The organism is Kitasatospora sp. NPDC097691 (assembly GCF_040302665.1).
In the GTDB taxonomy this organism is placed as follows: domain Bacteria; phylum Actinomycetota; class Actinomycetes; order Streptomycetales; family Streptomycetaceae; genus Kitasatospora.
On the sequence record NZ_JBEORY010000055.1, the window covers coordinates 18,519 to 33,584 of the forward strand.

General features: G+C 71.5%; 10 protein-coding genes and 1 pseudogene. 5 read left to right on the forward strand and 6 right to left on the reverse strand.

Features of this window, described 5'->3' with window-relative positions; all coding sequences use genetic code 11:
* Positions 1-239: 239 nt before the first annotated feature.
* From ABTY56_RS29680 to ABTY56_RS29705, 6 genes are all read right to left on the reverse strand, one after another.
* A complete protein-coding gene (locus ABTY56_RS29680) occupies positions 240-1,205 on the reverse strand; it encodes an AraC-like ligand-binding domain-containing protein (protein WP_350632439.1) in 966 nt (321 codons plus the stop codon).
* A 122-nt stretch (positions 1,206-1,327) separates the two neighbouring features.
* Positions 1,328-2,146 carry a carbohydrate ABC transporter permease gene (locus ABTY56_RS29685; RefSeq protein ID WP_350632441.1) on the reverse strand — a complete coding sequence of 273 codons (819 nt, stop codon included), beginning with the start codon at positions 2,144-2,146 and terminating at the stop codon, positions 1,328-1,330.
* A gap of 11 nt (positions 2,147-2,157) precedes the next feature.
* Positions 2,158-3,081 (reverse strand): carbohydrate ABC transporter permease, encoded by a 924-nt coding sequence (locus ABTY56_RS29690; RefSeq protein WP_502893211.1) that lies wholly within the window; start codon positions 3,079-3,081, stop codon positions 2,158-2,160.
* A complete protein-coding gene (locus tag ABTY56_RS29695) occupies positions 3,053-4,306 on the reverse strand; it encodes an ABC transporter substrate-binding protein (RefSeq protein ID WP_350632443.1) in 1,254 nt (417 codons plus the stop codon). Before ABTY56_RS29695 ends, ABTY56_RS29690 begins: the two co-directional genes overlap by 29 nt.
* 109 nt (positions 4,307-4,415) lie before the next feature.
* Positions 4,416-5,150, reverse strand: coding sequence for an alpha/beta fold hydrolase (locus tag ABTY56_RS29700; RefSeq protein WP_350632445.1), 735 nt, complete (start codon positions 5,148-5,150; stop codon positions 4,416-4,418).
* A gap of 102 nt (positions 5,151-5,252) precedes the next feature.
* The gene (locus ABTY56_RS29705; RefSeq protein ID WP_350632446.1) at positions 5,253-8,000 is read right to left on the reverse strand and encodes a helix-turn-helix transcriptional regulator; all 2,748 of its coding nucleotides are present in this window, start codon (positions 7,998-8,000) and stop codon (positions 5,253-5,255) included.
* Between the two features lie 782 nt (positions 8,001-8,782).
* Here ABTY56_RS29705 and ABTY56_RS29710 point away from each other — a divergent pair.
* The 5 genes and pseudogenes from ABTY56_RS29710 (at position 8,783) to ABTY56_RS29730 (ending at position 15,042) form a co-directional block, all read left to right on the forward strand.
* On the forward strand, positions 8,783-9,646 hold the full coding sequence (locus tag ABTY56_RS29710; protein WP_350632447.1) for a helix-turn-helix domain-containing protein: 864 nt from the start codon (positions 8,783-8,785) through the stop codon (positions 9,644-9,646).
* Between the two features lie 460 nt (positions 9,647-10,106).
* Complete coding sequence (locus tag ABTY56_RS29715; protein ID WP_350632448.1) at positions 10,107-11,162, forward strand: alpha/beta hydrolase; 1,056 nt, start codon at positions 10,107-10,109, stop codon at positions 11,160-11,162.
* Between the two features lie 226 nt (positions 11,163-11,388).
* Positions 11,389-11,793 carry a RidA family protein gene (locus ABTY56_RS29720; protein WP_350632449.1) on the forward strand — a complete coding sequence of 135 codons (405 nt, stop codon included), beginning with the start codon at positions 11,389-11,391 and terminating at the stop codon, positions 11,791-11,793.
* 1,494 nt (positions 11,794-13,287) lie between these two features.
* Positions 13,288-13,839, forward strand: a pseudogene (locus ABTY56_RS29725) (hypothetical protein); the annotation flags it as partial.
* A 606-nt stretch (positions 13,840-14,445) separates the two neighbouring features.
* Complete coding sequence (locus tag ABTY56_RS29730) at positions 14,446-15,042, forward strand: hypothetical protein (RefSeq protein WP_350632450.1); 597 nt, start codon at positions 14,446-14,448, stop codon at positions 15,040-15,042.
* The last annotated feature ends 24 nt before the right edge of the window (positions 15,043-15,066 follow it).

Consider the following 15,066-nt stretch of genomic DNA (forward strand, 5'->3'; position numbering starts at 1 on the left):
TCTGTGCGCAGTTGCCCACCGAGCGTGGCTGAGGGTCGCGGCGGAAGGGAAGGGGATCGGTGGGGACTCGTTGGGGACCACGCGTCGTTCGCCATCTCCGCTGAGGTGTCCTTCGGTGAACGAACGACGCGGGCTGTCTACCATCTGGCGTGCAGCGATGGTTATGGCCCGGCGACTGGGGGTCACTGTGTACGTCGCTTGGGGTCGCCAGGGGCGGAGGTGTCGCAGGCGGCGGAGGGTCATCGCGCCGGTTTGCCGCCGACCTGCCAGTCCCTCGGCGTCATGCCGTAGGCCGCACGGAAGGCCCGGCTGAAGTGGCTGGAGTTGGCGAAGCCCCAGCGGCGGGCGACCCCCGCCACCCCGAGTTCCGCGGCCATCGGGCGGAGGAGGTCTCGGCTGCACCGTTCCAGCCGCTGGGTCCGGATCCACCCGCCGACCGTGGTGCCGTCGAGCTGGAAGAGCTTGTGGAGGAAGCGCACCGACATGAAGTTCGCCTCCGCGATCGTGGACGGCGACAGGTCCGGATCGCGGAGGTTGCGCAGGATGTGCTCCTTGACCCGCTCCAGCGAGGCCGCGCTCCGGGAGGCCTGCGGCCGGGAGCGCCCGGACCGGTCGTCGACCAGCAGCGCCAGCAGGTCGAGCGCGGTGGCCGCGGCCCGACGACCGACGGCCTCGTCCAGCCCCTCCGCCTCGCGCGCCATCTGCGAGAGGTAGGTCGCCACCAGTGCGGCGCTGCCCTCGGCCCCGCTGAACGAGGTCGCGGTCAGCGCCCGCAGGTCCCGCTCCGGGACGTCCAACTCCTCGCGGGGGAAAAGGAAGGAGGTGAAGACGAACCCCTCGCCCCCCTCGCCCATCCTCTTCCGGAAGACCCGGGAGGTGTCGGTGATGGAGAACTCGCCCGGCCGGACGGCCGACTCCCTGCCGTCCTGCTCCTTGAGCGAGGTGCCACGCTCCTGCAGGGTGAGGATCAGCGACGGGGGGCCGCCTGCGGCGATCATGCGCCGGCTGCGCGTCGCCACCTGGGGCCCCGCCTGGACCCTCGATATCCGCACCGGGCCGAGTTCCTGGCAGGCGATCGCCCCGGGCGACGGCACCTTCTCCAGGAAGTCCACTGCCATCGGCACGTAGGCGTTGGCCACCGCGTCGTGCCAGCTCTCGGCCCGGTCGGAGGCGGACAGTCGCGCGGTGGAGAGAGATGCGGGCACCGGGTTCCTCTCGGGTCGGTCGGCCGACGGTGGTCCCGTCCACCGCTGTGCCGTCCGGACCACCATGCCAGCGGCCCCGGGGCGGGGCATCGCGTGAACCTACTAGATCGGGGACGTGACCCTCAACTGACGGCCGCACCGGCGGCGGCGCCGGTGACGTGGCGCTGGGCGACGACGAGCAGGACGGCGGCGGGCAGCGACGCCAGGACGGTGGTGGCCATCACGGCGTTCCACTGGTTGGTGTGGGCGCCGAGGTACTGGTAGACGCCCAGGGTGATCGGCCGGACGGTGTCCGTGGTGGTCAGGGTGAGGGCGAAGAGGAAGTCGCTCCAGGCGAAGAGAAAGGTGAAGACACCGGCCGTGACCAATGCGTTCCGGCTCAACGGGAGCACCACGGAGCGGAAGACGCGCAGCCGGCCCGCGCCGTCCACCCGCGCGGCCTCGATGATCTCCTCGGGGATGCTCCGCATGAACGAGTGCAGGACGACGATCGCGAAGGGGATGCCGGCGGTGGAGTCGGCAAGGATCAGCCCGAGGTGGGAGTTCAGGAGTCCCAGGTCGTTGTAGGCACCGTAGAGCGCGTTGGCCACCACGATGCTCGGCACCATCTGGGTGGTCAGGATGCCGAGGAGCACGACGTTGGTGCCGCGCAGGCGGAACCGGGCCAGCGCGTGTGCCGCCGGCGCGGCGAGTGCCAGGCTGAGCACCGCGCTGCCGAGGGCCACCACGAGGCTGGTGACGAGGTTGCGCCCCTGGTCGCGTAGCGCGGTGGCGTACCCGCCGAGGTCCGGATGGAGCGGGAACCACCCTCCGCGCAGGGTGTTGCCGGCCGGCTGGAGGGAGGCGTTCACCATCCAGTAGACGGGGAACAGCATCAGTGCGAGCAGGACGGTCCCGACGAGGGTGGACAGCAGGCCGCCGCGGCCGGGTGGGCGCTTCACGGGATCGCCTTTCAGACGGTCCGGGCGCGTCGGTCGGCGCGCAGATGGAGGACGGCGAACACCAGTGACAAGACGATGAGCAGGTTGCTCATCGCGGCGCCGCGCCCGAAGTCGAACTGCCGGAAGGACAGTTCGTAGGACTGGGTGGCGACGGTCTCGGTGGCGTCGGCCGGTCCTCCGCCTGTGACCACCAGGATGACGTCCAGCACCTTGAGGGTGTAGACCACGCCCAGCACGAGCACGACGCTCACCACCGGCCGCAGCAGTGGCCAGGTGATGTGGCGGAACGAGGCCAGCGGGCCGGCGCCGTCCAGCTTCGCCGCCTCGTACAGGTTCGGGGGGATGTCCTGCAGACCGCCGTACAGGATCGCGGTGTTGAAGGGGACGCCGACCCAGATGTTGACCAGGACCACCGACAGCAGCGCCTGGGAGGTGCCGGTGAGCCAGGGGACACCGGACCACCCGAGGTGGAGGCCGCGCAGCACCGCGTTGACGACCCCGGTGTCGGGGTCGAGCATCCACTTCCAGGTGGTTCCGGAGGCGACCAGCGGCAGTAGCCACGGCAGCAGCAGGAGCGAGCGCAGCACGCCGTTGAGCGGGAAGCGGCGCCGGAAGAACAGGGCGAAGGCCAGGCCGACGGCGAACTGCCCCAGGACCGAGCCGGCCGTGAACAGGGCCGTGGTCAGCAGGGTCCGGGGGAAGCGGCTCGACGAGAGGATCGCCGCGTAGTTCCGCAGCCCCACGAACGGGGCGTCACCGGTGTAGAAGGTGGTGACGGTGTACCGCTGGAAACTCATCACGACGTTCTCGACGATGGGGTAGCCGAAGAACAGCAGCAGGTACGCGGCGGCGGGCGCGATGAACAGCCACCGTGCCCATCGCTCCCCGCGCCGAACCGGCAACGGGTCATCGGCCGGTCGCGGTTTGCTGCGCATGGCTGAGGGCTTCCTCCGGTGTCTGCTCACCCGTCAGCGCGGACTGGATCGCGGTGTAGATCCCCGTCGCCGCCTTGGGCCACTCGACGCCGAGCTCGCTGGTGCGGGCGCGCGCCGCCGCCACGCTCTGGGCGAAGGCGGCCATCGAAGGGTCCTCCTCGGCGTGCTGGGCGGCCACCGAGGTTCGGGAGGGCACGGTGTGGTGCTCCTGTGCCAGGGTGAGCATGTTCGCGGGGGAGTTCAGACAGGCGAGGACCCGGGCGGCCTTCTCCTGCCGGGCCTTGGAAGGGCTCTGCGGGACCGTCCACACCTCGCCGCCGAGCGGGGTGACCGGGCTCTGTCCCAGCCGGGGGACGGGCACGGGGGCCACTCCCCAGTGCAGGTTCGCTTCCTGGTTCAGGGCTGGGATGCGCCACGGGCCGTTGATCATCATGGCTGTCCGTCCGGCGACGAACTGGTCGTGGACGTCGGCCTGCGTCCAGTTCAGCACCGACTTCGACATGGATCCGCTCTTGACCAGGTCGACCCAGAGCTGGAGCGCCTGGGCGGCCTGGGGGGTGTCCAACTGCCGCTCGTCGCCGCCGTTGGACCACAGGAAGGGCAGGAACTGCCAGGTGCCTTCGAAGGTGGCGTTCGCGTCGACCGCCATGCCGTAGCGCCCGGGACGGGTCAACGCGGCCGCGGCCGCCTTCAGTTCGTCCCAGGTCCTCGGGACGGCGACGCCGGCCTCGGCGAGCATGTCCTTGTTGTAGATCAGGGCGACGGTGCTGACGTTGGGGGCCAGCCCGTACACCTTGCCCTGGTAGGTGCCCGCCGACAGGATGCCCTGGGCGAAGCCGTCGGCGTCGACGCCGTAGCCGTCCAGCGGGGTCAGCGCGCCGGTCCGGGCGATCTGCTGCAGGTCGGGGTTGTCGAGCATCAGCAGGTCGGGGAGGGTCCGGGAGGACGCCTGCTGCAGGACCTTGGGGATGAGGGACGCCCCCGGGACGCTCGTCTGCTCGACCCGAACCCCGACCGTCCGGCCGCACGCGGTGAGCAGGTCGCCCCACTGGGTGTGTTCGGATTCGTCGGTGTAGTAGTCGAGCGCGGTGATGGTGGTGACCTCGCCCTCGGCCGGCCCGGAACCGGTGCTGTGACCGCACCCGGTGGCGGCCGGCACCAGGAGGAGGATCCCGGTCAGGAGGGCGGCGATCCGCCGAGCCGACGATCTGGCCGGTGAGGTCATGCTGGTGCCTTTGTGGGGTGACTGGGTGACTGGGGCGGGTCGTGCGAAGGGGGTGGACTCCAGGGGTGCCGTTCACCGGACCAACCGGACTCTTCCGTTCGAACGCATATTAAACACCCCCGGGAGTACCCATGGCGTGCCCGGTGGCCTCCCGGATCATCGCCACCACGGCGTCGGGCCGCGACAGCGGAACGGCGTGCGAAGCGTCCAGCACGTACTCGGTGGCCGCCATGCGTTGGGCCATGAAGCGCTGGGCGGCGGGGTTGAGCATCCGGTCGGCGGTCGCGATGGCGTACCAGGACGGCTTGGACGCCCAGGCCGGCGAGCCCGACCTGTCGGTCAGCGCGCCGCTGGCGATCGGGCGTTGCGCCGCGGACAGCGCCTGCTCGACCGCCGGTGGCAGGTCGTCGGCGTACACCTCGCGGAACCGTTCCGCACGGATGTACACCTCGCTGTCGGGGCCGGAGAGGGCCGTGGTGATGGTGGCGTCGGCCAGCCGGGAAGGGGCGAAGCGGTTGGTGATGTCCAGCACGCACTCGCCGGCGTCGAGGCCGAACGCGGCGACGTAGCACAGGGCCACCACCTGGTCGGCGTCGCCGGCCGCGTGGGTGATCACCGCGCCGCCGTACCCGTGCCCGACCAGGACGACTGGGGTGCCGAGGTCCCGCACCAGGCTCCTGACGCACGCGGCGTCATGCTCCAGGCCGCGCAGCGGGTTCGCCGGGGCGTGCACCGTCACTTCGGCAGCGTGCAGCAGGCCGATGACCCCCGCCCAGGACGAGGCGTCGGTGAACGCCCCGTGCACCAGGACGACGGTCGGCGGAACGGGGGTGGGGCTGTGCATGCCGGTGACCTTCGACTGGGCGGGGGGACGGGGACAGCGATGACCCAGCCAAGCGTGTCCGGCCGCCGCGGCGCATCGCGTGAACGTACCAACGCGCCCCGCTCAACCCTCGGGCAGGGAGGCGACCAGGTTGGCGAGCTGGACCCGGGAGCCGATCGACAGCTTGCGGAAGACGGATGTCAGGTGGGTGTTGACGGTGTGCGGGGACACCACGAGCACATCGGCGGCCGACCGGTTGGTGTGGCCCTGGGCGATGAGGCGCGCGACCTTCTCCTCCGAGGCCGTGAGGGCGCCCCAGCCCTGGACGGGGCGCTGCACGGTCGCCACCCGGCGGCTGTGGGCTCCGGCGCCCTCCAGGGCGCGCTGGACGCGTGCCGCCGCAGCGTGGGCGCCCGCCGCGGCGAACGCGCCCCGAGCGTGCGTCAGTGCGGTCACCGCCGCGCCGCGCCGCCCCGCGGCCAGCAGTGCCAGGCCGAGATCGGCGTGGGCGGCGGCCCGGGTCAGCGGGCGGGGGCTCGCCCCCAGCAGTTCCACGGCGTGTTCGAGCGCGGCGGGGTCGTTGCGTACGAGCCCGCGGGCCTGCGCCGCGATGCCGGCGGCGGTCGGCACGGACGGGTTGCGTTCGGCGTGGGCCTCGGCCTGCGCGGCCAGGTCCTCGGCGAGTTGCTGCTCCCCGCCGCGCAGGGACATCCGGACCGCGGCGTCGACCCAGTCGCGCAGCAGCCGCCACCGCATGAAGGGTCCTTGCTGCTGCACCTGGCGGATCCGGTCGACGGCGAGTCCGGAGTCCCCGTCCGCCTCGGCGTGGACGGCCTCCAGGAAGCGCACCGCGGCCGTGGTGCCCGGGTTGGGTTTGACGGCCAGTCCCTCCCGGGCGGCGAGCAGGTGCTCCCGGGCCGCCTCCCGGTCGCCGCGCAGCAGGGCGATCCGGGAGCGGATCACCCGCCCGTTCACCTGCTGGACGGGCACCCGTACCTCGTCCTCCAGGCGTTCCATGGTCACGAAGCCGGCCTCGGCGTCGTCGAGCCGGCCGAGCCCCAGGTCGTGCTGGCCCTGGGCCCACAGCAGCATGGCCAGACGCACCGCACCGCCCCGGTCCGCGGCCCGGAGGAGCAGGCGCTCACCGGAGGCGAAGTCGTCCATGTGCAGGTGCGCGACGACCTCCTCGGGGAGGAAGGCGGAGTCGATGGCGCTGAGCGCGGCGAAGCGCTCCAGCGCGACCGCGTTCTCCCCCGCGTTCTGTGCGATCTCGCCCAACCCGGACAGGGCCAGTACATGGGCCTCCCGGTCGCCGATCGCGGTGGCGGTCCGGAGCGCGGTCTCGCCGACCCCCCGCGCCGTGGCCAGGTCACGGCCACGGGACAGGGCAAGGGCGCGCAGGGCGGCCAGCCGTGCGCGGATCTCCGGGTCGGAGCCGCCCGCGGCGAGCGCGGCCTCGGCCCGGCGGCGCAGTTCGTCGGCGAGGTCCAGGGTCCACAGCGCGCCGCCCAGGGCGGACTGCAACCGGCCGAAGGTCTCCAGCGGCGGCCGGTCGGCCAACAGCCGGTCACCGGTCGCCAGCGCCTCGCGGTTGCGGCCGGCCCGGGTCAGGCAGAGGATCGTCTGCTCGCCCACCTCGAACTTCAACGTGCCTGCCGGCGGGGAAAGTTCGAGGGCGCGTAGCATCAGGTCGGCCGCCGGACCCGGGGTGACGGCCAGCACCTCGTCGGCGGCTCGCCGCAGCAGTGCCACGGCCTCCTCGTCCCCGGGCACGGCGCCCCGGAGGATGTGCGGCACCGCGTCGATCGGATGCCGGCCCGCGGCGACCAGGCGGCGGGCGGCCTCCCGGTGCACGACCTTGCGGGCAGACGGCGGGATGTCGGCGTAGACCGCCTGGCGCAGTAGGTCGTGCCGGAAGACGAGGTGGTCGCCGTCGTCGTCCAGGAGCCCCGCACGAACCGCTTCCTCAAGCGCGGGGAACAGAGCGGCGGCCGGGCGGTCGCAGAGCGCGGCGGCGTCCTCGAAGCCGAACCGGCGCCCCAGCACCGCTCCCATCTGGAGGAAGCGCAGCGTGCCGGGCTGCAGCGATCGGAGCCTGCCGCGCACGCCGACCACGAGCCGGAGGGGCACGATGTCCTGCGAGGCGTCGGCGGTCCGCAGTCCGGCCAGCATCTCGACCGCCAGGAACGGGTTCCCGCCGGCGCCGTCGAGCAGGTCCCGCACCCACGCGTCGACCGCCGATCCGAGTGTGTCGTCGGCCAGTTGTCCGATGGCCGCGCCGGACAGCGGGCCCAGGGACACCGTGACCGTCGGAAGGTTGCCGGTGGCGGCGGCCACGATCTCCTCCGCCGGGCCCGCGGGCTCCCGGCGCCCGGTCAGCATCCACAGGACCGGCGAGGTCCGCAATCGGGTCGGCAGCTGCTGCAGGGCGAACCGGCTCAGCGCGTCGGCCCACTGCACGTCGTCCAGACCGATCAGCACCGGCGCCTCGGCAGCCCTGGCCTCGATCGCCTCCGCCAGTCGCTCCACCAACCAGATCCGCTGGTCGCGGTCGCGAGCGAGATCGGCGAGGTCGTCGTCGGACAGCAGCGGCCGGTCGCCGCGCAGGATGCTGGCCGCCAGCGACGAGAACGGCACGAGGTGGTGCAGCTCATCGGCCTTGCCGAGGCCCACGGAGAACCCCGCCGTGCCGGCCCGGGAGACGGCCTCGGCGAGCAGGGTGGTCTTGCCGATGCCCGGTTCCCCCTGGATCAGGGCCAGCCCCCCGCTCCCGGTGCGGGCCACCGAGGCGATCAGCGCCTGGAGCTCTACGAGCTCGGCCTCCCGGCCGCGCAGGCCACGATGGGACAGTGGACCGCCTGACCCTGCCATTCGAGCTTCTTCCCGTCCGCCCATGCCTGCCGAAGCCAAGCTCCGTCCGTGCCGCTGTTCCCGGTTCCAGAGGGTACGCGGTGGGTGGTCGGCTGCTGCACCGCAGGTGGCGGCGGTCCGGCTGTCAGCCGGCGGGGCGAGGAAGTCCGGCGTCCCGGTCGATCGCTTCGGCTTCGGTGCCCGGGGGCGAGGGCGAAGGTCTCCGGCGGAGCCGGCGGCGTACCTGGCGGGACGGGAGGTCGATCAGGACGACGACGTCGCGGTTGCGGAGCATGACGCGCAGGGCCGCCCGGCCGTGGCAGGTGCAGGGGGCGGCGGGGATGTTCCGGTGGTGCACGGCGACGCGACGGTCCGTGCACCTTCCCGGCCGTCGGTTCGGCCGGGAAGCGTGCCCTCCCGGCCGTGCCCGTGGTCGGGAAGCGGTGTGGTCAGGTGGCTTCGCCGATCAGCGTCGCAACGGAGCCGGTATCCCGAACTTCATTGTCCTGCAAGCTTTTTGAACTCCCGGGAAACGTGCCGGCGGGGTCTTGTCCGAGGAGTGGATGCCACTCGGGGTGAGCACCGTCCGGGTCGGGCGGAGCCGCCGGATCCTCGGCTTGTCGAATGTTTGTCCAGCCGTTCCGCTCCTTGTATGAATGGCGCCGGAAGGACTTCCCCTCCTGAACGCCCCGTTGCCGGTGGCGCCGCCGCTCAGCCGTGCGGCGAGCCACCGTCGCCAGCATCCGCACAGCACCACTTCCAACCGGTCGGAGCCTCCCGTGAGCCAGTCGGGTCCCTCACCCATGTCCGAAACCCCCACGCCCGAAGGCGCGGTCCACCAGCTTGACCAGGCCGCCCGCGAGGGCGGCAACGGCTGTATCGACATCCTCTCCCCGCCGCCCGGAACCGCTCCCGGGGACTGCCTCTACGTCGCCCTGCACGTCCACGGCGCGGCTTCCGTCCGGCGCGGCGGAGCCAGCACCGTGCTGGCCCCGGGAGACCTGCTGATCGACACCACCCCGCACCCGGCGGGCCTGTTGCAGGACTCCGAGTGCCGGATGGTCCACTTCCGCGTCCCCTGCTTCTACCTGGGGGTCCGGCAGAGCGACGTCCGGCGCGCGGGCGGGCTGATGGCGCGGGGGAGCGAGGGGATCGGCTCGCTCGCCTCCCAGTTCCTCCGTACCCTCGCCGACCAGGCGCGGGCCCACCGGGCCCGGCCGGGCAACCACCTCGCGCGCAGCGTCTCCGACGTCGTCGCCATCCTGGTGACCGAGCTGCTCGACCGGGAGAACCCGGAACACCTCACCGGTGCGGCCGAGTTGCTGTCCCGGATCCGCGCCCACATCGAGCAGAACCTCGTCGATCCGGACCTCTCGCCCGAATCGATCGCCCGCTCGCAGCACATTTCGGTGCGCTACCTCCACAAGCTCTTCCAGCAGGACGGGATGACCGTGGGCCAGTGGGTGCGGCAGCGCCGGCTGGACGCCTGTCGCCGGGAGCTGGAGCGCCCGTCCCGTCAGCAGACCAGTGTGTCCGCCGTCGCGCACCGCTGGGGCTTCGTCAGCCACTCCCACTTCAGCCGGGCGTTCCGCGCCGCCTTCGGCGTCTCGCCCCGCGAGTGGCAGGCCTACGCCACCCGGACCGAGGGCCACAAGCCTGCCTCCTGATCCCTCCACCCGGTGCCATCCGAAAGGCTGCCATGCCCCCACACCAGGCTCACCGTCGTGCTCGTCCACGGCGGCTGTACCCACGCGACCGGCTGGTTCGGTGTCATCGCCGAACGCCACCGACGCGGCCTGACTCCCCGGCCCTCGCGAACCGGGTGGCGCAGGTGCTCGCCGTGCTCCAACGGTTCGTCGCGGAAGAGCCGTTCACCGGCTCACCGACTGTGGCGGACGGGGGCACCAAGCCCTCCTGGGGCCCGGTGACGGGCGCCGACCGGGTGCTGCTCCCGCCGATCCAACGCTTAACGGCACGGCGCGCCGGCGTTCCCACCCTCGAACTGCCCGACACCTTCCACGCCGTGGCCGTCTCCCGGCCCACCACGGTCGCGGAACTCATCCACGCCGCCGCCGGGGTCGGGCGAGGCCGGGCCGGGGTATCTCCCGGGCGAAGAGAGCGCACCCGATGAACGACGAAACGGTCGTCGCGGGGGCGGCCGGGGACACGCCCCCCGGGCGCTGCCCGTCCGGGCAGGTCGGAAGCGGCGCGTGCGGTCGGCGCCCGGTGCTGGAGCGGGAGCTCGCGGAGTTCCTGGACGGCGGAGCCGGCCGGTCCGCGACGGAACTGCCGGACCTCGCCGTCCTCACCTCCGACGGCCGCTCCGACAGCGGGCCGGAGGAGTACGAGGACGATCCGTACGGCACCACGTCGGAGTGGCTCGCCCTGCCGTGCGGACCGACCGGGCGGGTGCGGGTCCAGGTGACCAGGCCCGTCGGCGGCGCCGAGCCGAGCCCGGTGGTGCTGTTCCTGCCCGGTCTGGGCTGGTCGATCGGGGACGCCGCCTGCTACGGCCCGTTGATCCGGGACGTCGCCCTGGGCACCGACGCCGCCGTCGTGTACGTGGAGTACGACCGGGCGCCCGCCGCGCGCTACCCGATGGCCGTCGAGCAGTGCTACGCCGTGGCTCGCTGGATCCATGCGCACGGCCAGGAGGTCGGGCTGGAAGGGGACAGGATCGCCGCCGTCGGCGACTCCGCGGGAGCCAATCTGGTGGCGGCCCTGACGTTGCTCGCCCGGGAGCACGGAGACGTACGGCTGGTGCACCAGGTGCTGCTGTGCCCGGTGACCGACGCGGACTTCGACACCGCCTCCTACCACCGGTTCGCGACCGGGTACTTCCTGCACCGCGACCACATGCGCCGGTTCTGGGACGACTACCTGCCGGAGCCGCACCGGCGGCGGGAGGCCGTCGCCGCGCCGCTGCGGGCGACCCTCGAACAGCTCGCCGGGCTCCCCCCGGCGCTGGTGGTCACCGCCGAGGCCGATGTGCTGCGGGACGAGGGCGAGGCCTACGCCGCCCGGCTCAGGTCGGCGGGCGTCCCGGTGGTGGCGACCCGCTACCAGGGGGTGCCGCACGGCTTTCTGTTGCTCGGCGCACGCTGCCCCACCGGCACAGCCCGGGCAGCGCTGCTGCAGGTCGTCGACACCGTGCACATGGCGCTGCACCGCCGCTCCTGGTGAGGGCGGGCGGTGCAGCGCCGGGTACGGGCGTGGCCTGCATGGCGGTCACCGGTCGGTGTGCTCATCACACCAGCGACCGAAAGGGCCGGTGCAGCCAATTCTGAGCGCACAAAGGACACTTCGACGGCGCTGCCAGACAATCATTGTTTACACGAACCCGTAACTTCTTCGCGTAAGGGGCCTGTCTGCGGTTGGCGGCCCACAAGCCGTATCAAGGGAGTGAGTCATGAGTACTCAGGTGAAGGCATTCGGGTTTGGCATGCCGTGGGAATCGTTGTACGGATACAGTCAGGCCACTCAGGTCGGTGACACGGTTTATGTGTCGGGGCAGCTGTCTCATGACCATCACGGCACTTTCGTGGGTGCCGGCGACTTCGAACTGCAGGTCCGCACCACGCTGGAGAATCTGGACCTGGTATTGAGGCAGTTCGGGGCCGAGCGTAGCCAGATAGTAGAGACCACGGTTCTCGTGAGAAACCTGCGCGAGAACTTCGACGCGACAGCACGCCTCCACGCCGAGTACTTCGGGGAGCACCGGCCCACCAGCACGGTCATGGGCGTATCCGATTTGGCGCTGCCGGACCAACTCGTCGAGATCGGCGCGCTCGTGCGTCTCGATGTGAAGCCGTAGGTGAGGAGTCCGGCTTGATTCGTTGCAGAGCCGAGCCGGACACCCGGGACTCCAGCGAGTACGGACGTCACCGTGCCCGGGGAGGCGACTGTGCGCGGGACCCAGGCCGTCGTCTGCGTGAGCAACTCGGCTCACTTGCTCTGGTCTGCGCGGACAATCCGGGCGCCTTCCTGGGAACCGACGAGGCCCAGAACCGAGGGCGGACTGGACGGCGCGGACCTTGCGAAGGTCAACCGGGCGCTGACCGAGCTCGGCTATGTGGTGTCTGTCAGTGGACGCGGCAGACTGGCTCCGGCGCGAGTTCCGTGAAAGCCGCCCGCGGATTGTGATGATTGTCGATCGTGATGGGTGTCTGTTGCTGATCTCCTGGCCGTCCTGTTCCCCCAGTTCGCCCTGCTGAGCATGGACTTCGTGGTGGGCTACCGCTCCCAGGAGAAACCGACAGAAGCCTGGTCGTTGCCGACGCCACTGGCACCTTCCGCCGGCCCATCCGCACCCACAAGCGAATACACAGTCTTCCCACCCGGACCACTTCGTGGCTTCATCAAATGCCCCGCCATAGGCACGGGCGACGACCTCTCCGTCGCCCGTGCCAGGGCGAACCGCACCACCGTGGGCGTCGTAGCCGACGTCAACGTCGCCGATGACACCATCAATCTCCCTGCCCTCGCCGGACGTGCACGCCCGACCCGTTCCGCACCGACCACTCCTGATCGCTCATAGCCGATCCGGCGAACGCGGCGACGTCCTCGGGGCCGACCTGCAGACCGTCCGGGACGCCGTCGCCGCCACATCGTCCGCAACCTCGCGCCGGCGCCGGGCGGCTGACCCCCGCGCTCGCGGGAGAAGCGGCGGCGGCCAGCAGGGCTCCACCGCTGGCAAACTGCCTAGAACGGGGGCTGCCAGTCGCTCCAAGCAGGTGCGTGGCCGGGCGGTGGCCAGTATCAGCTCCCAATCCGCCCGCGGTCCTACGGCATTCCGGCGCCCCGCCACCTCCCCATACCCCCACTCCGATCCAACGGTTCCCAGCACACGGTCCACCTGCCACGACCCAGCGGTGCGGGGAAGACCTCGCGTCATCGACAAACGACTGTCCGCCCTACGGCTGCCCCCGGTGCGGGGAGGACGCCGCGCAGCATCGGCTGACCCCCGCGCCCGAGGGGACGACGGCGCCTGGTTGTTCAACCAGTCCCCGAGTTGTCGGTCCCGCACGGGTGGGGACCGTCCCGAGCTGGTCGCTCGTCCGCTCGGCGAGGGACCTGTCGGCTTGGCGGTGATGCTGGGATCTCTAGAAAACAGGTCGATTCTTCCTTGCTCCGCCGAGCTGGTTGGACGCTTGCGGTTCACGTGCGTCGACGTGAGCTGCCTTGGGCTCGCGTCATGGGGTGAGCCCAAGGCCCAAAGATCTGCTGGTTCGTCAACTGTAGGACATTGACGGCTAGTTAAGGTCGAAGTCGAACTCGGCGGTGACCGGTGTGAGCCAAGGTCGACCGGGCCTTCCGCTCAGCCAAGGACTGCGCGGACCTCGCCCACTGGGCGGAGGAGAACCACAAGGTCCTGGTCTTCACCGACGACGGCATCACCCTCGATTATCGCGAGGGGCGGGAGTCGTCGTTCGGGAACGAGCTGGCGAAGGTCTTCCTGATGCTGGCGTCGATCTTCGCGGAGATGGAGCTCAAGCGGATCAAGGCCCGCGTCACGGCGGCGCACAAGCACCTGCGGAAGACGGACCGCTGGGCCGGCGGTCAGCCGCCGTACGGGTACCGGATCGTGGACCGTCCTGGCGGTGGTCGGACGCTGGAGCCGGACCCGGTCACCTCCGAGGCCGTGAGCCACTTCCGGGGCCCGGCGTTTGCCAAGATTGCTGATGGGTTCGCCGCCGCCGAGGGCGGGTGGGAGAACATTGCGCTGACCCCTACGACCGACTACGGCCTCGGGCTGTTCGTCGATCGCGACCAGGCCGACCGGTGGCGCGACTATTGGGAGGAGCGGGCGGTCCTTGGCCTCCTGACACAGGCGGAGAATCGCAGCCGCCCGCGCGCCTGATCGCGACCGCGGCCTGGCTCCCGGGCAGGGCTTCGGCATAGTCGGTGGGCGTCCGTTTTGTGATCAGGTGAGGCCGAGGAGTTCGAAGGGGCGACTGGCGTCGCGCGTTGCGGCGGAGCCCTGCGGCGATGTTTGTACATGACGCCCTCGCTCCAGGGCTGGTACGTGCCTGCGGAGCTCGAGACACGGATGCCGAGGCTGGAGCGTGTCAGTGGTTCGGCGTAGCTCGGGGCGTTCGGGGTCTTCTTCGAAACGGCGTGTGCTACGAGGTGGACGTGAGGCTGGAGAAAGGCAGCGGCAGCACGGGGGCTGCGGCAGATCTGGCATGCATGGACGGGCTGGCTGTCCTGAGTGCCGGCGCCGCAGGAAGAGCAAGAACATTGACGTGCCTCGGTCGGTGATCGGCAGAGCCCCCCGTGTCGGCGAGGAGAATAGCGACAAGGATCCAGGCCCACGCGCGATCGCACCCCCGCGTCGGCGGGAAGGTGGTCCGGCCTTCGTCACAGGAGCGCAACGGGGCGATCCGCGCCGCTACTTGTTGCGTGGAGACAAGTGACCGGCCGTCACGGCCGGTCGGTGTCGCTCACCGCTCCTGGGGGTATCGCCATGAAGGCCAACCGTCTTGCCGCAGCCGCTGTCGCCACCGGGTTCGTCGCCCTCGCTCTGACCGCTTGCGGCCCGGGCGGGACCAACGGTGCCGCCGGCACCCCGACGGCCGGCGCCCCGGTCTCCACCGGGGGCAGCACCCACCCGACCACCACCGAGAGCGCCACGTTGCGCCCGCTGCCGTCGCACACCGCCACCGCCACCCGCGCCACGCCCACTGCCACGCCCGGCGCCTCCCGGCCGGCCGAGGTGCCCGTGCTCGGCGCGTCGTGGGCGCCGGGCCAGAAGGGATACGGTCAGGCGCAGCCCGTCACCGTCTTCAACGGCGGCGACCCGACCGGCCTGGTGGAGCAACTGGCCTGGTCGTCCTGGGGCGGCCCGTCGGCCACCGGCACCGGCACGGCCGAATACGTCGGCCCCGGGCAGAGCGTGGCCACCGGGATCCCGGCTCAGGCCGACATCGTCGCGTTCGACCTCGGTACCTGTCACGGCCGCACGGCGTACCGGGCGATCGAGTGGTACTTCCCCGCGCACGGCCAGCACTTCGACGCCACTCGCTACCTCGACGCCTGCACCGGCGAGAATCACGGCATGTAGCGACACCGGTGTGCCCGCGCCGGG